This window comes from Devosia sp. P1_H9 (assembly GCF_056405135.1).
Genome location: NZ_JBFUCQ010000002.1, coordinates 302,098 through 315,500 on the forward strand (window position 1 = coordinate 302,098; position 13,403 = coordinate 315,500).

Genomic DNA, 13,403 nt, shown 5'->3' on the forward strand with positions numbered 1-13,403 from the left:
GCTAGATTCTGGGCCGGAGGTTCCCCGACTCGTGTCCCGCCCGGCTGCCCTCGATCCGTTGTTTCGCTCGCTCCACTCCATCAAGGGCGTGGGGCCGCAACTGTCCGCGCTGCTCACCCGCTTCTTCGGCGCGCCCGAGGGACAGGAAGCGATCGCGCTCGACCTGTTGATGCACATGCCGACCGGCATCGTCGATCGCCGCCGCATGGATGGCATCGCCGGCGCCATACACAACAACATCGCGACGCTGAAGCTCCACATCGACCGCCATCAGCCGCCGCCCAAGGGTCGTCCGAACATCCCACACCGCGTGTTCGCGCATGACGAGACCGGCGAGATCCAGCTGGTGTATTTCCGGGCACAGGGCGGCTGGGTGGAGAAACTCCTGCCGGTCGGCGAGACGCGCTACGTCTCCGGCACCATCGGCTTCTTCCAGGGCGAAAAACAGATCACCCACCCCGACTACGTCGTCGAGGCCGACAAGTTCGAGGACGTGCCGCTGGTCGAGCCGGTCTATCCGCTCACCCAGGGCCTGAGTTCCCGCGCCCTGATCAAGCTCACCCGCCAGGTGCTCGAGTCGTTGCCCGATCTCCCCGAATGGATGCCCGCCCAGCGTATCACCGAGTTCGGCTGGCCCACCTTCCGCGCCGCCATGACTTCGTCGCATGCGCCGGTTGATCCGGAGGACGCACAGCTCTGGTCGAAGAACCGCATGCGCCTCGCCTATGATGAGTACCTCGCCGCCCAGCTCGCCCTCCTCATCGTCCGCTCACAGCTCATCGCCCCCCGTGGCATCGCCCGCACGTTTACCGGCGAGATCACCGCCAAGGTGCAGGCCGCCCTGCCCTATACCCTCACCGAAGGGCAGCGCCTCGCCGTCGAGGACATCCGCAACGACCTCGCCGCGCCCGAGCGCATGTCCCGCCTGCTGCAGGGCGATGTCGGCGCCGGCAAGACCGTGGTGGCGCTGATGGCGATGGCCGGCATGGCCGAAAGTGGCGCGCAGTCCGCGCTGATGACGCCGACCGAAATCCTCGCCAGCCAGCACTACAAGACGCTGAAACCGCTGTGCGACCAGGTCGGTCTCGGCATCGTGCTGCTCACCGGCAAGATGACCGCCGCCGAGCGCCGCGCCGTGCTCTCGGGCATTGCCGATGGCTCGACCAGCATCGTCGTCGGCACCCACGCGCTGTTCCAGTCCGGCGTCGAGTTCCACAACCTGGGCCTGACCGTCGTCGACGAGCAGCACCGCTTCGGCGTCCACCAGCGCCTCGCGCTCAGCGATAAGGGTTCGCACGCCGACCTCCTCGTCATGACGGCCACCCCGATCCCACGCACACTGGTGCTCACCCATTTCGGCGACATGGCCGTCAGCATCCTGCGCGAAAAACCGCGCGGCCGGCAGCCGATCGACACCGCCGTGCTGTCGATCGGTGAGTACGACCGAGTGATCCAGCGGCTCGCCTCACGCATCGAGGAAGGCGCGCAAGCCTTCTGGGTCTGCCCGCTGGTCGAGGAGAGCGAGCATCTCGAAGTCGTCGCCGCTGAGGATCGCTTCGCGGAGCTGAAGAAGGTCTTCGGCGAGCAGGTGGTCCTCATCCATGGCCGCATGAGCGCTGCCGCCAAGGCGGAAGCGATGGACCGCTTCCAGCGCAACGAAGCCAAGGTCCTCGTCGCCACCACCGTCATCGAAGTCGGCGTCGACGTCCCCAATGCCACCATCATGATCATCGAGCATGCCGAACGCTTCGGCCTCGCGCAGCTCCACCAGCTCCGCGGCCGCGTCGGACGCGGCAGCCAGCGCTCGGCCTGCCTGCTGCTCTACAAGGAACCGCTGAGCGAAACCGCCAAGGCTCGGCTCGAAACCACCAAGGGCACCGAAGACGGCTTCATCATCGCCGAGAAGGACCTCGAGCTCCGTGGCCAGGGCGACGTGCTCGGCACCCGCCAATCCGGCATGCCCGGCTACCACCTCGCCGTCCCCGACGTGCACCGCCATCTGCTCGAGTGGGCTCACGAAGACGCCAAGGATGCGCTGACGCGTAACCCCGGACTTACGGGTACCGATGGCGAGGCGCTGCGCACCCTGCTCTATCTGTTCCGCAAAGACCTCGCGATCCCTTTGCTGAGAGCGGGCTAGCCCCATGCATATCCGCCCCTTCGAACGCCGCGATACCGACGCGGTCATTGCGCTGTGGCAGGCCCGTGGCCTGACGCGGCCCTGGAACGATCCGCTGAAGGACATCGAGCGCAAGCTCGCCGTGCAGCCCGAGCTGTTCCTCGTCGGCGAGTTGGACGGACAGATCGTTGCGACCGCCATGGGCGGCTACGATGGACATCGCGGCTCGGTCTATTATCTCGCGGCATCCGAGGGGCATGCTGGCAAGGGCTACGGCGCCGCGCTTCTCGCCGAACTCGAACGGTTACTCACCGCAATGGGCTGCCCCAAGCTCAACCTGCTGGTTCGCGCCGAGAATGAGGCCGTCGCCGCCTACTACGCGCGCCAAGGCTACGAGCAGCACGCATCCTACAGCTTCGGGAAGCGCCTCATCCCCGACTAGTCGATCGCGTACTTCCTCAGCACCTCGAGCTCGACATATTCGAGCACTGACTAGTGCGTCGCCTCGAGCACGACCTTGGGCGCCATCCCGGCCTCCAGGGCCTCGATCCAGCGCAAGGCGACGAGGCACCAACGATCGCCCGGCTGGAGGCCCGGGAACGCATATTCAGGGATCGGTGTGCTGAGGTCGTTGCCGCGGGACTTCGAGAACGCCAGGAACTCGGCCGTCATCTCGGCGCACACCGTGTGCCGGCCGACATCCTCCGGCCCAGTCATGCAATGGCCGTTACGGAAGAACCCGGTCAGCGGGTTGAGCGAACACGGCTTCAGCGGCTCGCCATGAACGTTCAGTTCGGGCTCTGCCTCGAAGAATGGCTTATTCAACCGTGACGCTCTTGGCGAGATTGCGCGGCTGGTCGACGTCCGTGCCCATGAACGAGGCGGTGTGATAGGCCAGCAACTGCACCGGGATCGTCGCCAGGATCGGCGCCACGAAGCTCGCGACCTTAGGGAGCACGATAACCTCCGCCACGTCGGGACCCACGCTCTGCTGCCCGACTTCGTCAGTGATCAAAATGATCTTGCCACCACGGGCCGCGACTTCCTGCATGTTGGAAAGGGTCTTGGCCATCAGCTCGTCGGACGGCGCGACGACGATCACCGGCATCAGTTCGTCGACCAGGGCGATGGGTCCGTGCTTGAGTTCGCCCGCCGGATAAGCTTCAGCGTGGATGTAGCTCAGTTCCTTGAGCTTCAGAGCGCCTTCCATGGCAATCGGGAACATCTGGCCGCGGCCGAGATAGAGCACGTCCTTGGCCTTGGACAGCCGCTTGGCGATGGCTTCGACGTGCCCCTCGAGCGCCAGCGCTGCCGAGATGGCAGCCGGTAGCGTGGTGAGGCTCCGCACCAGTTCGGCTTCCTGCGCAGGCCCGATGGTACCCCGCGCCACGCCCGCCGCGATCGCAAGGCTGGCGAGTGCCGTCAGTTGCGCCGTGAACGCCTTGGTCGAGGCGACACCGATCTCGGGACCGCACAGCGTCGGAAATACCACCTGGCTCTCGCGCGCCATGGTCGATTCCGGCGAGTTCAGCAGCGAGGCGATGTGCTGCCCCTGCCCGGCGCAATAGCGCAACGCCGCGAGGGTATCCGCCGTCTCGCCCGACTGCGAAATGAACAGGCTCAGCCCGTTCTTCTCCAGCGGCGGCTCGCGATAACGGAACTCCGACGCCACGTCGACATCGACTGGCAGCCGCGCATAGCGCTCGAACCAGTACTTGGCGACCGTACCGGCAAACGCCGCCGTGCCGCAGGCCGAAATGGTCAGCCGCGACAGCCGAGCGAAATCGAACGGCAGCGTCTCGCGCAGCGCCACCTTCTCGGCGCCCATGTCCACATAGTGGCTGAGCGTGTGCGAGACGGTCTCGGGCTGTTCGTAGATTTCCTTTGCCATGAAGTGGCGGTGGTTGCCCTTGTCGACCAGCAGCGCCGAGGCAGCCGAAACCAGCATCTCGCGCTGCACGATCGCGTCGGAGCCATCGCGGATGGTGACGCCGCTCTTGGTCAGCACGGCCCAATCTCCGTCAAGCAGATAGCTCAGCCGCGAGGTGAACGGGGCAAGCGCCATTGCGTCCGAGCCCAGGTACATCTCGGTTGTACCATAGCCGATGGCCAGCGGCGCACCGCTGCGAGCCGCGATCAGTAGCGCATCTTCGCCCTTGAACATGAAGGCCAGAGCGAAGGCCCCGCGCAGCTCTTTCAGCGTCCGCGCCACCGCCATTTCGGGATCGAGGCCCCGATCGATCTCGCGGGTGACCCACAGCGCCACGGATTCCGTGTCGGTCTGCGTCTTCGGCAGGTAGCCGTCCTTGGCGAGGTCGGCGAGCAGCTCGCGGAAATTCTCTATGATGCCGTTGTGGACCACCGCCACCTTGTCGGTCGCGTGCGGATGCGCGTTGCCCTCGGTCGGCGCCCCGTGTGTCGCCCAGCGGGTGTGGCCGATGCCGATATTGCCGTTGAGCGGTTCGAAACTCAGCTTCGCTGCGAGGTTGCCGAGCTTACCCTCGGCACGGCGGCGGCCGATCTGGCCACCGTCGATCGTCGCGACCCCGGCGCTGTCATAGCCGCGATACTCGAGCCGCTTCAGCGCATCGACCAGCCGCGGCGCGACCGGTTCCGTCCCGATGATCCCGACGATGCCGCACATATGAGGCTCCCTACTTGCCAGCTTTGGCGCGTTTGACGGCTTCGGCACGCGCCTTCAGCTTGGGCGCATAACCAGCCTTGTTCTCTTGCCGGGCGCGGCCGATAGCCAGTGCATCCGGTTCGACATTGTGAGTGACGACGCTACCCGAAGCGATATACGCGCCGTCGCCGATAGTCACCGGTGCCACCAGCGACGAGTTCGAGCCAATGAAGGCGTTCGCCCCGATGGTGGTCTTGGATTTGTTCACGCCATCATAATTGCAGGTGATGGTCCCTGCCCCGATGTTGGTCTTCGCCCCGATCTCGGCGTCGCCGAGATAGCTCAGGTGCCCGGCCTTCACCCCGTCATGGATCACCGACTTCTTCACCTCGACGAAGTTGCCCAGGTGCACGTCCTTGCCCAGCTCAGCGCCACCGCGGATGCGGGCGAACGGCCCGATGCTCGAGCCCTCGCCGATCTTCACATCCTCGATATCGCAGAACGCCCGGATCTCGACCCCATCGGCAATCTTCACGCCCGGGCCGAACACCACGTTCGGGAAGATCGTCACGTCCCGCCCGATCTCGGTGTCGTACGAGAAATACACCGACGCCGGATCCTTCAGCGTCACCCCCGCGCGCATGAAATCGTCGCGCCGCAGTTCCTGAAACTGCGCCTCGGCCCGAGCGAGCTGCGCCCGGTCGTTGACACCCATCACATCCACTTCCGGCGCGACCGCGTAGCTCACGTTGTAGCCGGCGGCGTTGGCGAGCTCGACCAGGTCGGTGAGGTAGTACTCCCCCGCGGCGTTATTCGCATCGAGCTTGTCGATCAGCGAACGAAACACTTCGGCGCGGAAGGTGAGAATGCAGGCATTGCAAAGCCCGATCTCGCGCTCCTCGGGCGTCGCGTCCTTGTGCTCGCGAATGGCAAGGAGGCGCTCGCCGTCGGTGATCAGCCGGCCATAAGTCAGCGTATCGGGTGGCTCGAAGCCGAGAATCGCCGCGTCCCACCCGGCGTCCAGCCGATCGAGCACTCCGCGGAAATTCTCCGGGCGCAGCAGTGGATGATCGCCATAGATGACGGCAATGTAGCCGCCAAAATCGGCGAACGCCGGGCGTGCCATGGCTGCGGCGTGACCGGTGCCCTTGCGCTCGGTCTGCTCGAAGAACTGTACCGCGGGAGCGAAGACGTTGATCGCCTCCCGGACCGCGTCGTGTCCTGGCCCGGTCACCACCGCAACACGGCTCGAACCCGCTGTCATCGCGGCGTTGACGACATGGCCGACGATGGAGAGGCCTCCCACCTGGTGCAGCACTTTCGGCATGGCCGAGCGCATGCGGGTGCCTTCGCCCGCAGCCAGGATGATCGACAGCAATTCAGTCATGAGGGGCCCTCTTCAGGGTCATCGTTTCCCCCGTGTTTATGGCAGCAAGTTGTTGGGAATCCGATAACACGGTTACGGAGTGGTAAAGTCACAAATGGCCCTGATTCGTGGGCTTTCGAGGGATATGACTTTTGGCCAAGGCAGCTGATCAGTTTCGTTCGGTGGACGTCACCTTGTGGGGCATCACGGCGCTCGGCATCTGGGCCGTGGCAATCCTTGGCGCAAACCTCTCCGGCCTGATCCCGGCAAGCGTCTACGGCGCGCTGCACGCCTCGCGCCTCGAGGGCTCGACCCTCAACCAGCTTCATAGCCAAGTCGCGACGCTCGAGGAAGAGACGTCGAAGATGAAGCGCGACAACACCCAATTGCTGCAGCGCTTCTCAATGAACGAGGAAGCCGCCGGCGCCGTGACCCAGCGCGTCGGTGCGCTCGAAATCAGCGTGCCCAAGCTGCTGGAGCGCGCCGCCGAAGCCAGGGCGCCCGCCGCCGTCGATAACACCCCCACCGGCTCCATTGCCGCCGGCAAGACCCTGACCTTCGAAACCGACGGTGGCTCCGTCTCCGTGCAGCAGCGTCCCCTCCTCCCCGGTTCGGGCGAGGTGAAGCTGAAGGTCGTGCCGCTCGCCGGCACCATGCCGCAGCCCCTCATTCCCGACGGCACCGCTCCCGGCATCGCGCTGGGTTTCCCCGTGCAGCCCGACACTGCCGAGGCGCAGTGGCAGGAGATGCTTGCGCAGGTCGGCACCATGCTGGTGGGCCTGTCGCCGGTGCTCGCGGACAAGGACGGCACCGATGGCAAGATCATCGTCGCTGGCCCGCTGGTCGACCGCGCCTCCGCCGTCGAACTCTGCGCCCGGCTCGATCGCGCGGGTGTGCCGTGCGAGCCCACCCCCTATGCCGGCCAGCCGGTGCCACTGCTCAACTGACGGCCATTCGCCGATAGCAATTGACAGCAGGGGCACAATGCCTATGTTCCGCGCCGATCCGCCCAGGTGGCAGGATCGTTGACATGTGCGGGATCATATCCCGCCCCGGGCGCCCGTAGCTCAGTGGTAGAGCATCCGACTTTTAATCGGATGGTCGATGGTTCGAATCCATCCGGGCGTACCACTTTTCGCGCAGTTTCAAGGCCAAGCGCCATGGAACTCGCTGCACACCCCATCGATTGATAGCCACGCGTCACAGATGCAGGGCTCGATCATGTCTCAGAGTTTCTTCCACAGCTTCTCCAACCTCGTTTCCCGGGGCGCCGGCAAGCCGGTGGCCTTCTCTCTTGCCTGCGGGCTCATCGTCCTATGGGCGGCGAGTGGGCCCTTCTTCGGGTTCTCGGAAACCTGGCAGCTCGTGGTCAACACCGCGACCACCATTATTACCTTCCTCATGGTGTTCGTGGTGCAGCACACACAGAACCGCGACGGCGAGGCCGTGCAAGCAAAGCTCGACGACCTGATCCTCGCAGTACGCAAGGCGGACAACCGGTTGATCGGCGCCGAGGACCTGACCGGCCAAGAGTTACACAAGCTCAAGAAGATGATCGCCGACCGCGTCGAACGCGATGAAAGCACCCTCCAAGAGATCGATCGGCGCACCAAGGAGACCGACTAGGAATATCTACCGATCTGGCGCAACCAATGACCTCGATCCGACTTTCTCCATGACCGTAAAGGTCAAGGAGACAACAAGAAAATGAACGGCATTATCTATCTGGTCGGCCTCGTGGTCGTGATCCTGGCGGTACTGTCCTTCTTCGGCCTTCGTTGAGGGACGCACCATGACCATTCCCTCGGTTACAGATGTCATCGTCACGGCGCCCCCGGCCGTCAATGTCGACAACAGTTCCTATGTCGACTGGCCGGCAATCATTGCCGGTATCGTGATTGCTTCGGCAATCTCGCTGGTGCTGCTCAGCTTCGGTTCGGCGATCGGGCTCAGCTTCGTCAACTTCCACGCCGGCCCCGATGTTGCACCGATCTGGATCGCGATCGCGGCGGCGCTCTGGCTACTCTGGGTCGAAGTGTCCAGCTTCATGGCCGGCGCCTATGTGACTGGACGGCTGCGCCGGCGTCACCATGATGCCAACGAAGACGAGGTCGACGTGCGTGATGGTGCGCATGGCCTGCTCGTCTGGGGTGGCGCCCTGGTCGTCGGCGGACTGATTGCCGTCGGCGGCATCACCGCGGCGGCGAATGCCGTCGGAGGCGCGGCGGCGACGCTGACCAACGCCGCGGCCACCGTTGCTGACGACGCCGGTAGCGTCATCGATCCCAACGCCTACTTCGTTGATACGCTGTTCCGTCCCTCGCCAACCGCCGCGCCCGCCGCACCTGCGACTGACACCCCTGCGGTTCGTGGCGAAGCCGGACGGATCATCGCCCAGGGCGCCCTCGCCGGATCGGTGAGCGATCCCGACAAGGCCTACCTGGCCCAGGTGGTTGCGGCCAACACCGGCCTCACCGCTGAAGAAGCGACCACGCGTGTCAACGACGTGATGACTGCCGTCGACAAGGCCAAGGCTGACGCCGCGGCTGCCGCCGAGACCGCTCGCAAGACCGGCATCGTCGCCGCCTTCCTGACTGCCGCCTCGCTGCTGGTCAGCGCCGTCGGCGCGTTCTGGGCCGCGCAGCAAGGTGGCAATCACCGCGACAAGGGCACCGCGTTTCGCTCGGTGTTCCGTCGGGTCTGACAGAGAGGAGAAGAACAATGCTGAGAGGACTTGGACTCTGGCTGCTGGGCGTTCCCATCTGGCTGATCATCATCATCGTACTGTTCATCCGCTGAGGATTGGCGCAGCATCGAATGGAGGCGGGCTACAGCCCGCCTCTTTCAGTGAGAGGGAAGGACGCAGAGCCATGAACACTGCCAACCTGCAGCTCGAAGGCCTCTACCTGGTCATCGCGGCAATGCACGAGACGATGATCAGCAAGGGGCTGGTGTCCCGCCAGGAAGTCGACGACGCCATGCGCGCGGCGGAACAGACCGCCATCAACGACAATCGCTCGGTGGAGAATCTCCGGCCGGCGGAGCGCGATGCCCTGGCGTTCCCTGCGCGGCTGCTGCGCATGGCCAATGCCACTGTTGCGGACGATGGTGCGCTGTCGTTCTCGGCGCTCGCCCGTCGCGTCGGCTCGGTGAAGATGCCCTACAACGACCAGCGCTAGCGGGCCGGATCAGGGCCGACCCAGATGCGCCGATGCGTGCCGTCGGTGGCGGGCGCGAACACTTCGGAGCGGCGGCCCTCGTCGCCGTAGGTGATGGCGATCCGCCTCGCCTCGTTCTGGGCGTCATCCCGGGTATCGAATGGGCCGTAGGACTTGCCCTCGCAGTCGACCCACCAGGAGTCCATGCTTTCGATGACGATGAACCAGCAGGTCTTCATACGTGCTCCCCGGCCGTGACAACGGCCACCATCGGTTGCAATTAGTCGCGACGTCCCCCGGCCATGCGCTGGGCCACGGACAGAGGGGCGAACAGCCGGGCGATACGCGCTGCGCTGATCCCTTCATCGAGTTCGCCAAAGGCGGTGATCAGGCCCCGATCGGGCCCGTCCTCGCGCCGCAGTTCCTGCATCGGCACCGCCACTTCGACCCGATGCCAGTTGCGCGCCGCATCAAGTGTGAAGGCCGCGCTGATCATGAAGCTGTCGTTGTCGGCCTCGTCCGGCCCGAAGCGGACCAGGAGGTGGCTGCAACGATCGGTGTTGCGGGCCACGAACAGGCTTTTCTCGCGCTCCAGCGCGCTGGAGATGTCGTCGTCCAGGACGGACGAACGGATGGTCAAGGCAGTCATCGGAATGCCCCCCGATTTGCTGCGGATACCAACAAACGCTAGGGAGCCAGTGTGGCCCGGGCAGGACGGCAATGGGGCAGAAACACGGTCGCTCAAATTGTCGCTATCGTGCAGCCCTTGGGCGTTTGCAGTGTTACTTCTAGCAGTGACGCCGCGTGTCAACCGGACACGATGGGCACGGGGAACATTGCGGTTTTTCCGGTTTCCCGCCTTGGCCGACGAAATGGCAGACGAGCCTCTGTTCCATCCGCGGCGTCACTTCGCAGTTCCAATTGTGGCACGAGCCGCTGTAACGCCATGTTTCAATATGGCTGATAAGCCGTGACGCATGCACGAACTCGAATCGCAAAGCCGTACCAATAGTCCCCTTCGCGTCCTGATCCTCGGGGCCAATTCCGGTATCGCCGAAGCCACCGCACGGATCTACGCCGCCGAAGGCGCGTCGCTGCTGCTGGTCGGACGCAGCGCCGAGCGGCTGCAGGCTGTGGCACAGTCCCTGCTGGCCATTGGCGCCACCCGTTGCGAGACTGCTGTAGTGGATCTGGCCGCGTCCGATCAGGCCGCCGAACTGCCGCGCCTCGTTGCCAGTCTTGGCGGCGCCGACCACATCCACATCGCCTACGCCATCATGCCGACGCAGACCGAAGCGGCGAACGATCTCGCGGTGGCGGCAGCGATGATGACGACGAACTACACCTCCACCGCGCTCTGGTCGCTCGCCGCCGCCAATCTCCTGGAAGCGCAGGGCCATGGCTCTCTGGTGGTGCTGGGATCAGTCGCCGGCGATCGCGGGCGACGGAAGAACTTCATTTACGCCTCGACCAAGGCCGGCATCGCCACGCTGGTCGAAGGCATCGCTCATCGCTTCGTCGGCAAGGGCCCGCGCGCTGTCGTGGTGAAACCCGGCCCCACCGCCACGGCGATGACCGCCAACGGCCCACCTGGTCGCCGGCTGATCTCTGCCGATGAGGTCGCCCGGCTGGTGCGCCGTGCTGCCGACCACGGCGGTCCGGTGCAATATGCGCCACGCCGCTGGCGGCTGATCATGCGTATCGTTCGCGATATGCCGTGGTGGCTGTTCCGGCGGATCGATCTCTAGGAACGAGAAAGGGGCCGTTTCCGGCCCCTCCCCTACTCAGATCTCAGTACCAATCGTCGTCGTCTTCGTCTTCCTCTTCCCAGATCGGGTAGAGCTTCTTGATCTTGTCGACGACGCCCGAGCAGCGGTTGACGCGGAACGAGTAGTACCACTCGTCGTAGGCGGCCTCGACGCGCACCCGGTTCTTGCTCAGGTGATCGACGATGTGCACGTCCTCAAAGCCGTAGTTGATGAGACCCTTGCGGATCTGCTTGTCGGTCAGGCACCAGTTGAAGAAGTCGTTCGGGCCGAAGTCCTTCTTCTTGTACTGTTGGAGCTGCTTCTGGTTTTCGCCGCCCTGCGGCTTCACGTCGAGCGAGAAGCCCTGGAGAGGAGCTGCCTGCACTGGAACCGCGCTCAGGGCGGTGCCGGCGAGGACGACGGCGAGGACCGCGGCGCGGCCGGTCTGCCGAAGGGTGTTGAGAACGGTCATTTCAGTAGTCCTTGGGTTCGATCAGTGCCGCATCTGCAGCGTTGAATTCACCCTAGCGCACTGATTTTGAACGCGTTTGGAACCGACCCTTCAGAAACCATTCAGCGCAGCGCCGCACTTATGCCGCGGTCACCACAATGGCGCCACGACGCGTCGCGACGACGGTGTGCTCGTACTGCACACATGGCGCCAGCGGGCTCGCCACCAGCGTCCACTCATCGTCCTCGTCGCGCTGCTCGGCAAGCTTTCCGCCCAGCGACAGGAACGGCTCGACGGTGAACACCAGCCCCTCGGTGATCACCCGCCGGTCGGATTTGTCCGGCCAGGTAGCGATCTCGCCTGGCTCATCGTGCAGGCTGTCGCCCACTCCGTGGCTCGCGAGGTTTTCGATCAGCGTGTAGCGGTGCTTCTTGGCAAAGGCGCCGATGGCGAGACCAATGCCGTTCAGCGGTGCACCCGTCTTCACCGCGCGGATCCCCTCCCACATCGCCCGCTTGCCATCCCGGCACAGCGCCACTAGCCGCGGATCGGCCTCCGGCACGAGGTAAGACGCACCGGTATCGGCAAACACTCCATCGAGTTCCGCCGAAACGTCGATGTTCACCAGATCGCCCGCCCGGATCACCCGTCCGCCCGGAATGCCGTGCGCGATCTCTTCGTTCACCGAAATGCAGGTCGCACCCGGAAAATCATAGGTGATCTCCGGCGCCGAGCGTGCCCCGGCCGCATCGAGGATACGCCGGCCTATATCGTCCAGCTCCTGCGTCGTGATCCCCGGCGCCAGCGCTGCCGCCATCGCATCGCGCGCCACGGCGCAAACCCGGCCGATGGCCTTGAGCTTTTCGAGTTCGGTTTCGGTGGTGATGGTCACCTTGCCCCGCCCCCTTCCGCCATTCTTTCGAGATCGTCCATCAGCGGATGGTGTTCGCCGGCATGGATGACGTCGACGTGGCGCAGCCACCACCACATGACGAGCCGATGCAGCAGCAGATAGATCCAGATCGCTGAATCCGGATCGGGGTGGTCGATCGGACCGTAGCCCTCGCGGATCGGCGCCGCACTGCCGGCGGCCTGGTGCTCGCTGCAGAACAGCGCCTTGGCCAGATCACAGATCGGATCCGATGCCCGGGCATTGCCGAAGTCGATCAGCCCGGTGAGTTGCAGCCGCCCGTCCGAATCCCGCTCGGCCAGCACGTTGCTGGGGTGGAAGTCGTCATGCGCGAACACCGCGCCCCGGCTATGTGCGATCACCCCAGCGTGCGCGTTGACGATCGCTTCCAGTCGCTGCGCCAGTGCCTCGTCGCCGCCAAAGTGGCGGAACCGGTCGAAGGCATAGGCGAAGAACCGGTCCACGTACGCGGTGTTGGTCGGCAGGGCATTGACGAGCCCCCCCTCGCCGAAGTCGCCGTAGCTGGGCAGGGATACGCTATGGAGCTTGCGTAGCAGCGCTCCCATCTGCCGGTATGCATCGGCGACATCTGGTGCATCCCTGAACAGCACCACGCGCTCTCCGGGCAGGTAGTTGGCGATGGTGAAGCGGAACGGCAGCAGCGCGCGGCTCTCGTCGGCGGCAAGGAAGCGGGTCCGCGGCACGTCCAGGTCGCGCAGCAGGGCTCCGGCGTAGGTTTCCTTCTCCGTCGAGTACGGCAATGCGTCGTTGTAAGCCTTGAGGACCAGTGGCGCATCGTCCACACGGTCAACACGGAACGAGCGCGCTCCACCTCCGGGCAGCTCGGTCACTGCCGCGGGCCTTCCGAGGCCGAGTTCTGCGAAGGCGACCACGAGTTGGCCGAGCTCAACATCTACCGGCGCAGACTTGTAGACCCGCTGCGGCGGGTTGGTGTACCTCATTTCCTCCATCACTACCCCCTGTCTCCAATCTGGCCAAGCTCGGCGAGAGTGGGCTGCAGCCCGGCC

The 13,403-nt window shown here is 64.9% G+C and carries 15 protein-coding genes and 1 tRNA gene; 8 read left to right on the plus strand and 8 right to left on the minus strand.

Features of this window, described 5'->3' with window-relative positions:
• Positions 1–31: 31 nt before the first annotated feature.
• Together recG and AC1DYL_RS04695 are read left to right on the plus strand one after the other, a co-directional pair.
• Complete coding sequence (gene recG, locus AC1DYL_RS04690; RefSeq protein WP_477172223.1) at positions 32–2,140, plus strand: ATP-dependent DNA helicase RecG; 2,109 nt, start codon at positions 32–34, stop codon at positions 2,138–2,140.
• A gap of 4 nt (positions 2,141–2,144) precedes the next feature.
• On the plus strand, positions 2,145–2,561 hold the full coding sequence (locus AC1DYL_RS04695; protein ID WP_477172224.1) for a GNAT family acetyltransferase: 417 nt from the start codon (positions 2,145–2,147) through the stop codon (positions 2,559–2,561).
• A 50-nt stretch (positions 2,562–2,611) separates the two neighbouring features.
• Here AC1DYL_RS04695 and AC1DYL_RS04700 read toward each other — a convergent pair whose 3' ends face one another.
• The 3 genes from AC1DYL_RS04700 to glmU are packed head-to-tail and all read right to left on the minus strand — an operon-like array spanning position 2,612 to position 6,129.
• Entirely contained in the window at positions 2,612–2,944 is a 333-nt protein-coding gene (locus tag AC1DYL_RS04700) for a DUF2237 family protein (protein ID WP_477172225.1), read from the minus strand.
• Positions 2,937–4,763: a glutamine--fructose-6-phosphate transaminase (isomerizing) gene (gene glmS, locus AC1DYL_RS04705; protein WP_477172226.1), complete on the minus strand. Its 1,827-nt coding sequence runs from the start codon at positions 4,761–4,763 to the stop codon at positions 2,937–2,939. The genes AC1DYL_RS04700 and glmS overlap by 8 nt, the downstream gene beginning before the upstream one ends.
• Before the next feature lie 10 nt (positions 4,764–4,773).
• Positions 4,774–6,129: a bifunctional UDP-N-acetylglucosamine diphosphorylase/glucosamine-1-phosphate N-acetyltransferase GlmU gene (gene glmU, locus AC1DYL_RS04710; protein WP_477172227.1), complete on the minus strand. Its 1,356-nt coding sequence runs from the start codon at positions 6,127–6,129 to the stop codon at positions 4,774–4,776.
• Between the two features lie 131 nt (positions 6,130–6,260).
• On the opposite strand from glmU, the gene AC1DYL_RS04715 reads away from it, so the two are divergent.
• From AC1DYL_RS04715 to AC1DYL_RS04735, 5 genes are all read left to right on the plus strand, one after another.
• Positions 6,261–7,055 carry a hypothetical protein gene (locus tag AC1DYL_RS04715; protein ID WP_477172228.1) on the plus strand — a complete coding sequence of 265 codons (795 nt, stop codon included), beginning with the start codon at positions 6,261–6,263 and terminating at the stop codon, positions 7,053–7,055.
• A 109-nt stretch (positions 7,056–7,164) separates the two neighbouring features.
• A tRNA-Lys gene (locus tag AC1DYL_RS04720) sits at positions 7,165–7,239 on the plus strand.
• A complete protein-coding gene (locus tag AC1DYL_RS04725; RefSeq protein WP_477172229.1) occupies positions 7,213–7,734 on the plus strand; it encodes a low affinity iron permease family protein in 522 nt (173 codons plus the stop codon). Before AC1DYL_RS04720 ends, AC1DYL_RS04725 begins: the two co-directional genes overlap by 27 nt.
• A gap of 166 nt (positions 7,735–7,900) precedes the next feature.
• Positions 7,901–8,812 carry a hypothetical protein gene (locus AC1DYL_RS04730; RefSeq protein ID WP_477172230.1) on the plus strand — a complete coding sequence of 304 codons (912 nt, stop codon included), beginning with the start codon at positions 7,901–7,903 and terminating at the stop codon, positions 8,810–8,812.
• Positions 8,813–8,978: 166 nt separating this feature from the next.
• Positions 8,979–9,287, plus strand: a complete 309-nt coding sequence (locus AC1DYL_RS04735) for a hypothetical protein (protein WP_477151994.1) — start codon at positions 8,979–8,981, stop codon at positions 9,285–9,287.
• On the opposite strand, the gene AC1DYL_RS04740 is transcribed toward AC1DYL_RS04735, so the two are convergent.
• Positions 9,284–9,505 (minus strand): hypothetical protein, encoded by a 222-nt coding sequence (locus tag AC1DYL_RS04740; protein WP_477172231.1) that lies wholly within the window; start codon positions 9,503–9,505, stop codon positions 9,284–9,286. The two genes, AC1DYL_RS04735 and AC1DYL_RS04740, sit on opposite strands and share 4 nt — an antisense overlap.
• Positions 9,506–9,546: 41 nt before the next feature.
• Positions 9,547–9,906, minus strand: coding sequence for a hypothetical protein (locus AC1DYL_RS04745; protein ID WP_477172232.1), 360 nt, complete (start codon positions 9,904–9,906; stop codon positions 9,547–9,549).
• A 337-nt stretch (positions 9,907–10,243) separates the two neighbouring features.
• On the opposite strand from AC1DYL_RS04745, the gene AC1DYL_RS04750 reads away from it, so the two are divergent.
• A complete protein-coding gene (locus tag AC1DYL_RS04750) occupies positions 10,244–11,014 on the plus strand; it encodes an SDR family NAD(P)-dependent oxidoreductase (protein ID WP_477172233.1) in 771 nt (256 codons plus the stop codon).
• 43 nt (positions 11,015–11,057) lie between these two features.
• Here the strand turns inward: AC1DYL_RS04750 and AC1DYL_RS04755 are convergent, their stop codons facing one another.
• From AC1DYL_RS04755 to AC1DYL_RS04765, 3 genes are all read right to left on the minus strand, one after another.
• On the minus strand, positions 11,058–11,486 hold the full coding sequence (locus AC1DYL_RS04755) for a hypothetical protein (protein WP_477158206.1): 429 nt from the start codon (positions 11,484–11,486) through the stop codon (positions 11,058–11,060).
• A 118-nt stretch (positions 11,487–11,604) separates the two neighbouring features.
• Positions 11,605–12,357 (minus strand): type I methionyl aminopeptidase, encoded by a 753-nt coding sequence (gene map, locus AC1DYL_RS04760; protein ID WP_477172234.1) that lies wholly within the window; start codon positions 12,355–12,357, stop codon positions 11,605–11,607.
• Positions 12,354–13,346 (minus strand): aminoglycoside phosphotransferase family protein, encoded by a 993-nt coding sequence (locus tag AC1DYL_RS04765; RefSeq protein ID WP_477172235.1) that lies wholly within the window; start codon positions 13,344–13,346, stop codon positions 12,354–12,356. Before AC1DYL_RS04765 ends, map begins: the two co-directional genes overlap by 4 nt.
• Positions 13,347–13,403: the final 57 nt, after the last annotated feature.

What these genes read in the sequence shown, in the direction of transcription:
- glmS (WP_477172226.1), bottom strand. Translation starts at nt 4,763, where the DNA reads ATGTGCGGCATCGTCGGGATCATCGGGACGGAACCGGTCGCGCCGCGG.
- AC1DYL_RS04735 (WP_477151994.1), top strand. Translation starts at nt 8,979, where the DNA reads ATGAACACTGCCAACCTGCAGCTCGAAGGCCTCTACCTGGTCATCGCG.
- AC1DYL_RS04765 (WP_477172235.1), bottom strand. Translation starts at nt 13,346, where the DNA reads ATGGAGGAAATGAGGTACACCAACCCGCCGCAGCGGGTCTACAAGTCT.
- AC1DYL_RS04755 (WP_477158206.1), bottom strand. Translation starts at nt 11,486, where the DNA reads ATGACCGTTCTCAACACCCTTCGGCAGACCGGCCGCGCCGCGGTCCTC.
- AC1DYL_RS04750 (WP_477172233.1), top strand. Translation starts at nt 10,244, where the DNA reads ATGCACGAACTCGAATCGCAAAGCCGTACCAATAGTCCCCTTCGCGTC.
- AC1DYL_RS04740 (WP_477172231.1), bottom strand. Translation starts at nt 9,505, where the DNA reads ATGAAGACCTGCTGGTTCATCGTCATCGAAAGCATGGACTCCTGGTGG.
- glmU (WP_477172227.1), bottom strand. Translation starts at nt 6,129, where the DNA reads ATGACTGAATTGCTGTCGATCATCCTGGCTGCGGGCGAAGGCACCCGC.
- AC1DYL_RS04730 (WP_477172230.1), top strand. Translation starts at nt 7,901, where the DNA reads ATGACCATTCCCTCGGTTACAGATGTCATCGTCACGGCGCCCCCGGCC.
- AC1DYL_RS04725 (WP_477172229.1), top strand. Translation starts at nt 7,213, where the DNA reads ATGGTTCGAATCCATCCGGGCGTACCACTTTTCGCGCAGTTTCAAGGC.
- AC1DYL_RS04695 (WP_477172224.1), top strand. Translation starts at nt 2,145, where the DNA reads ATGCATATCCGCCCCTTCGAACGCCGCGATACCGACGCGGTCATTGCG.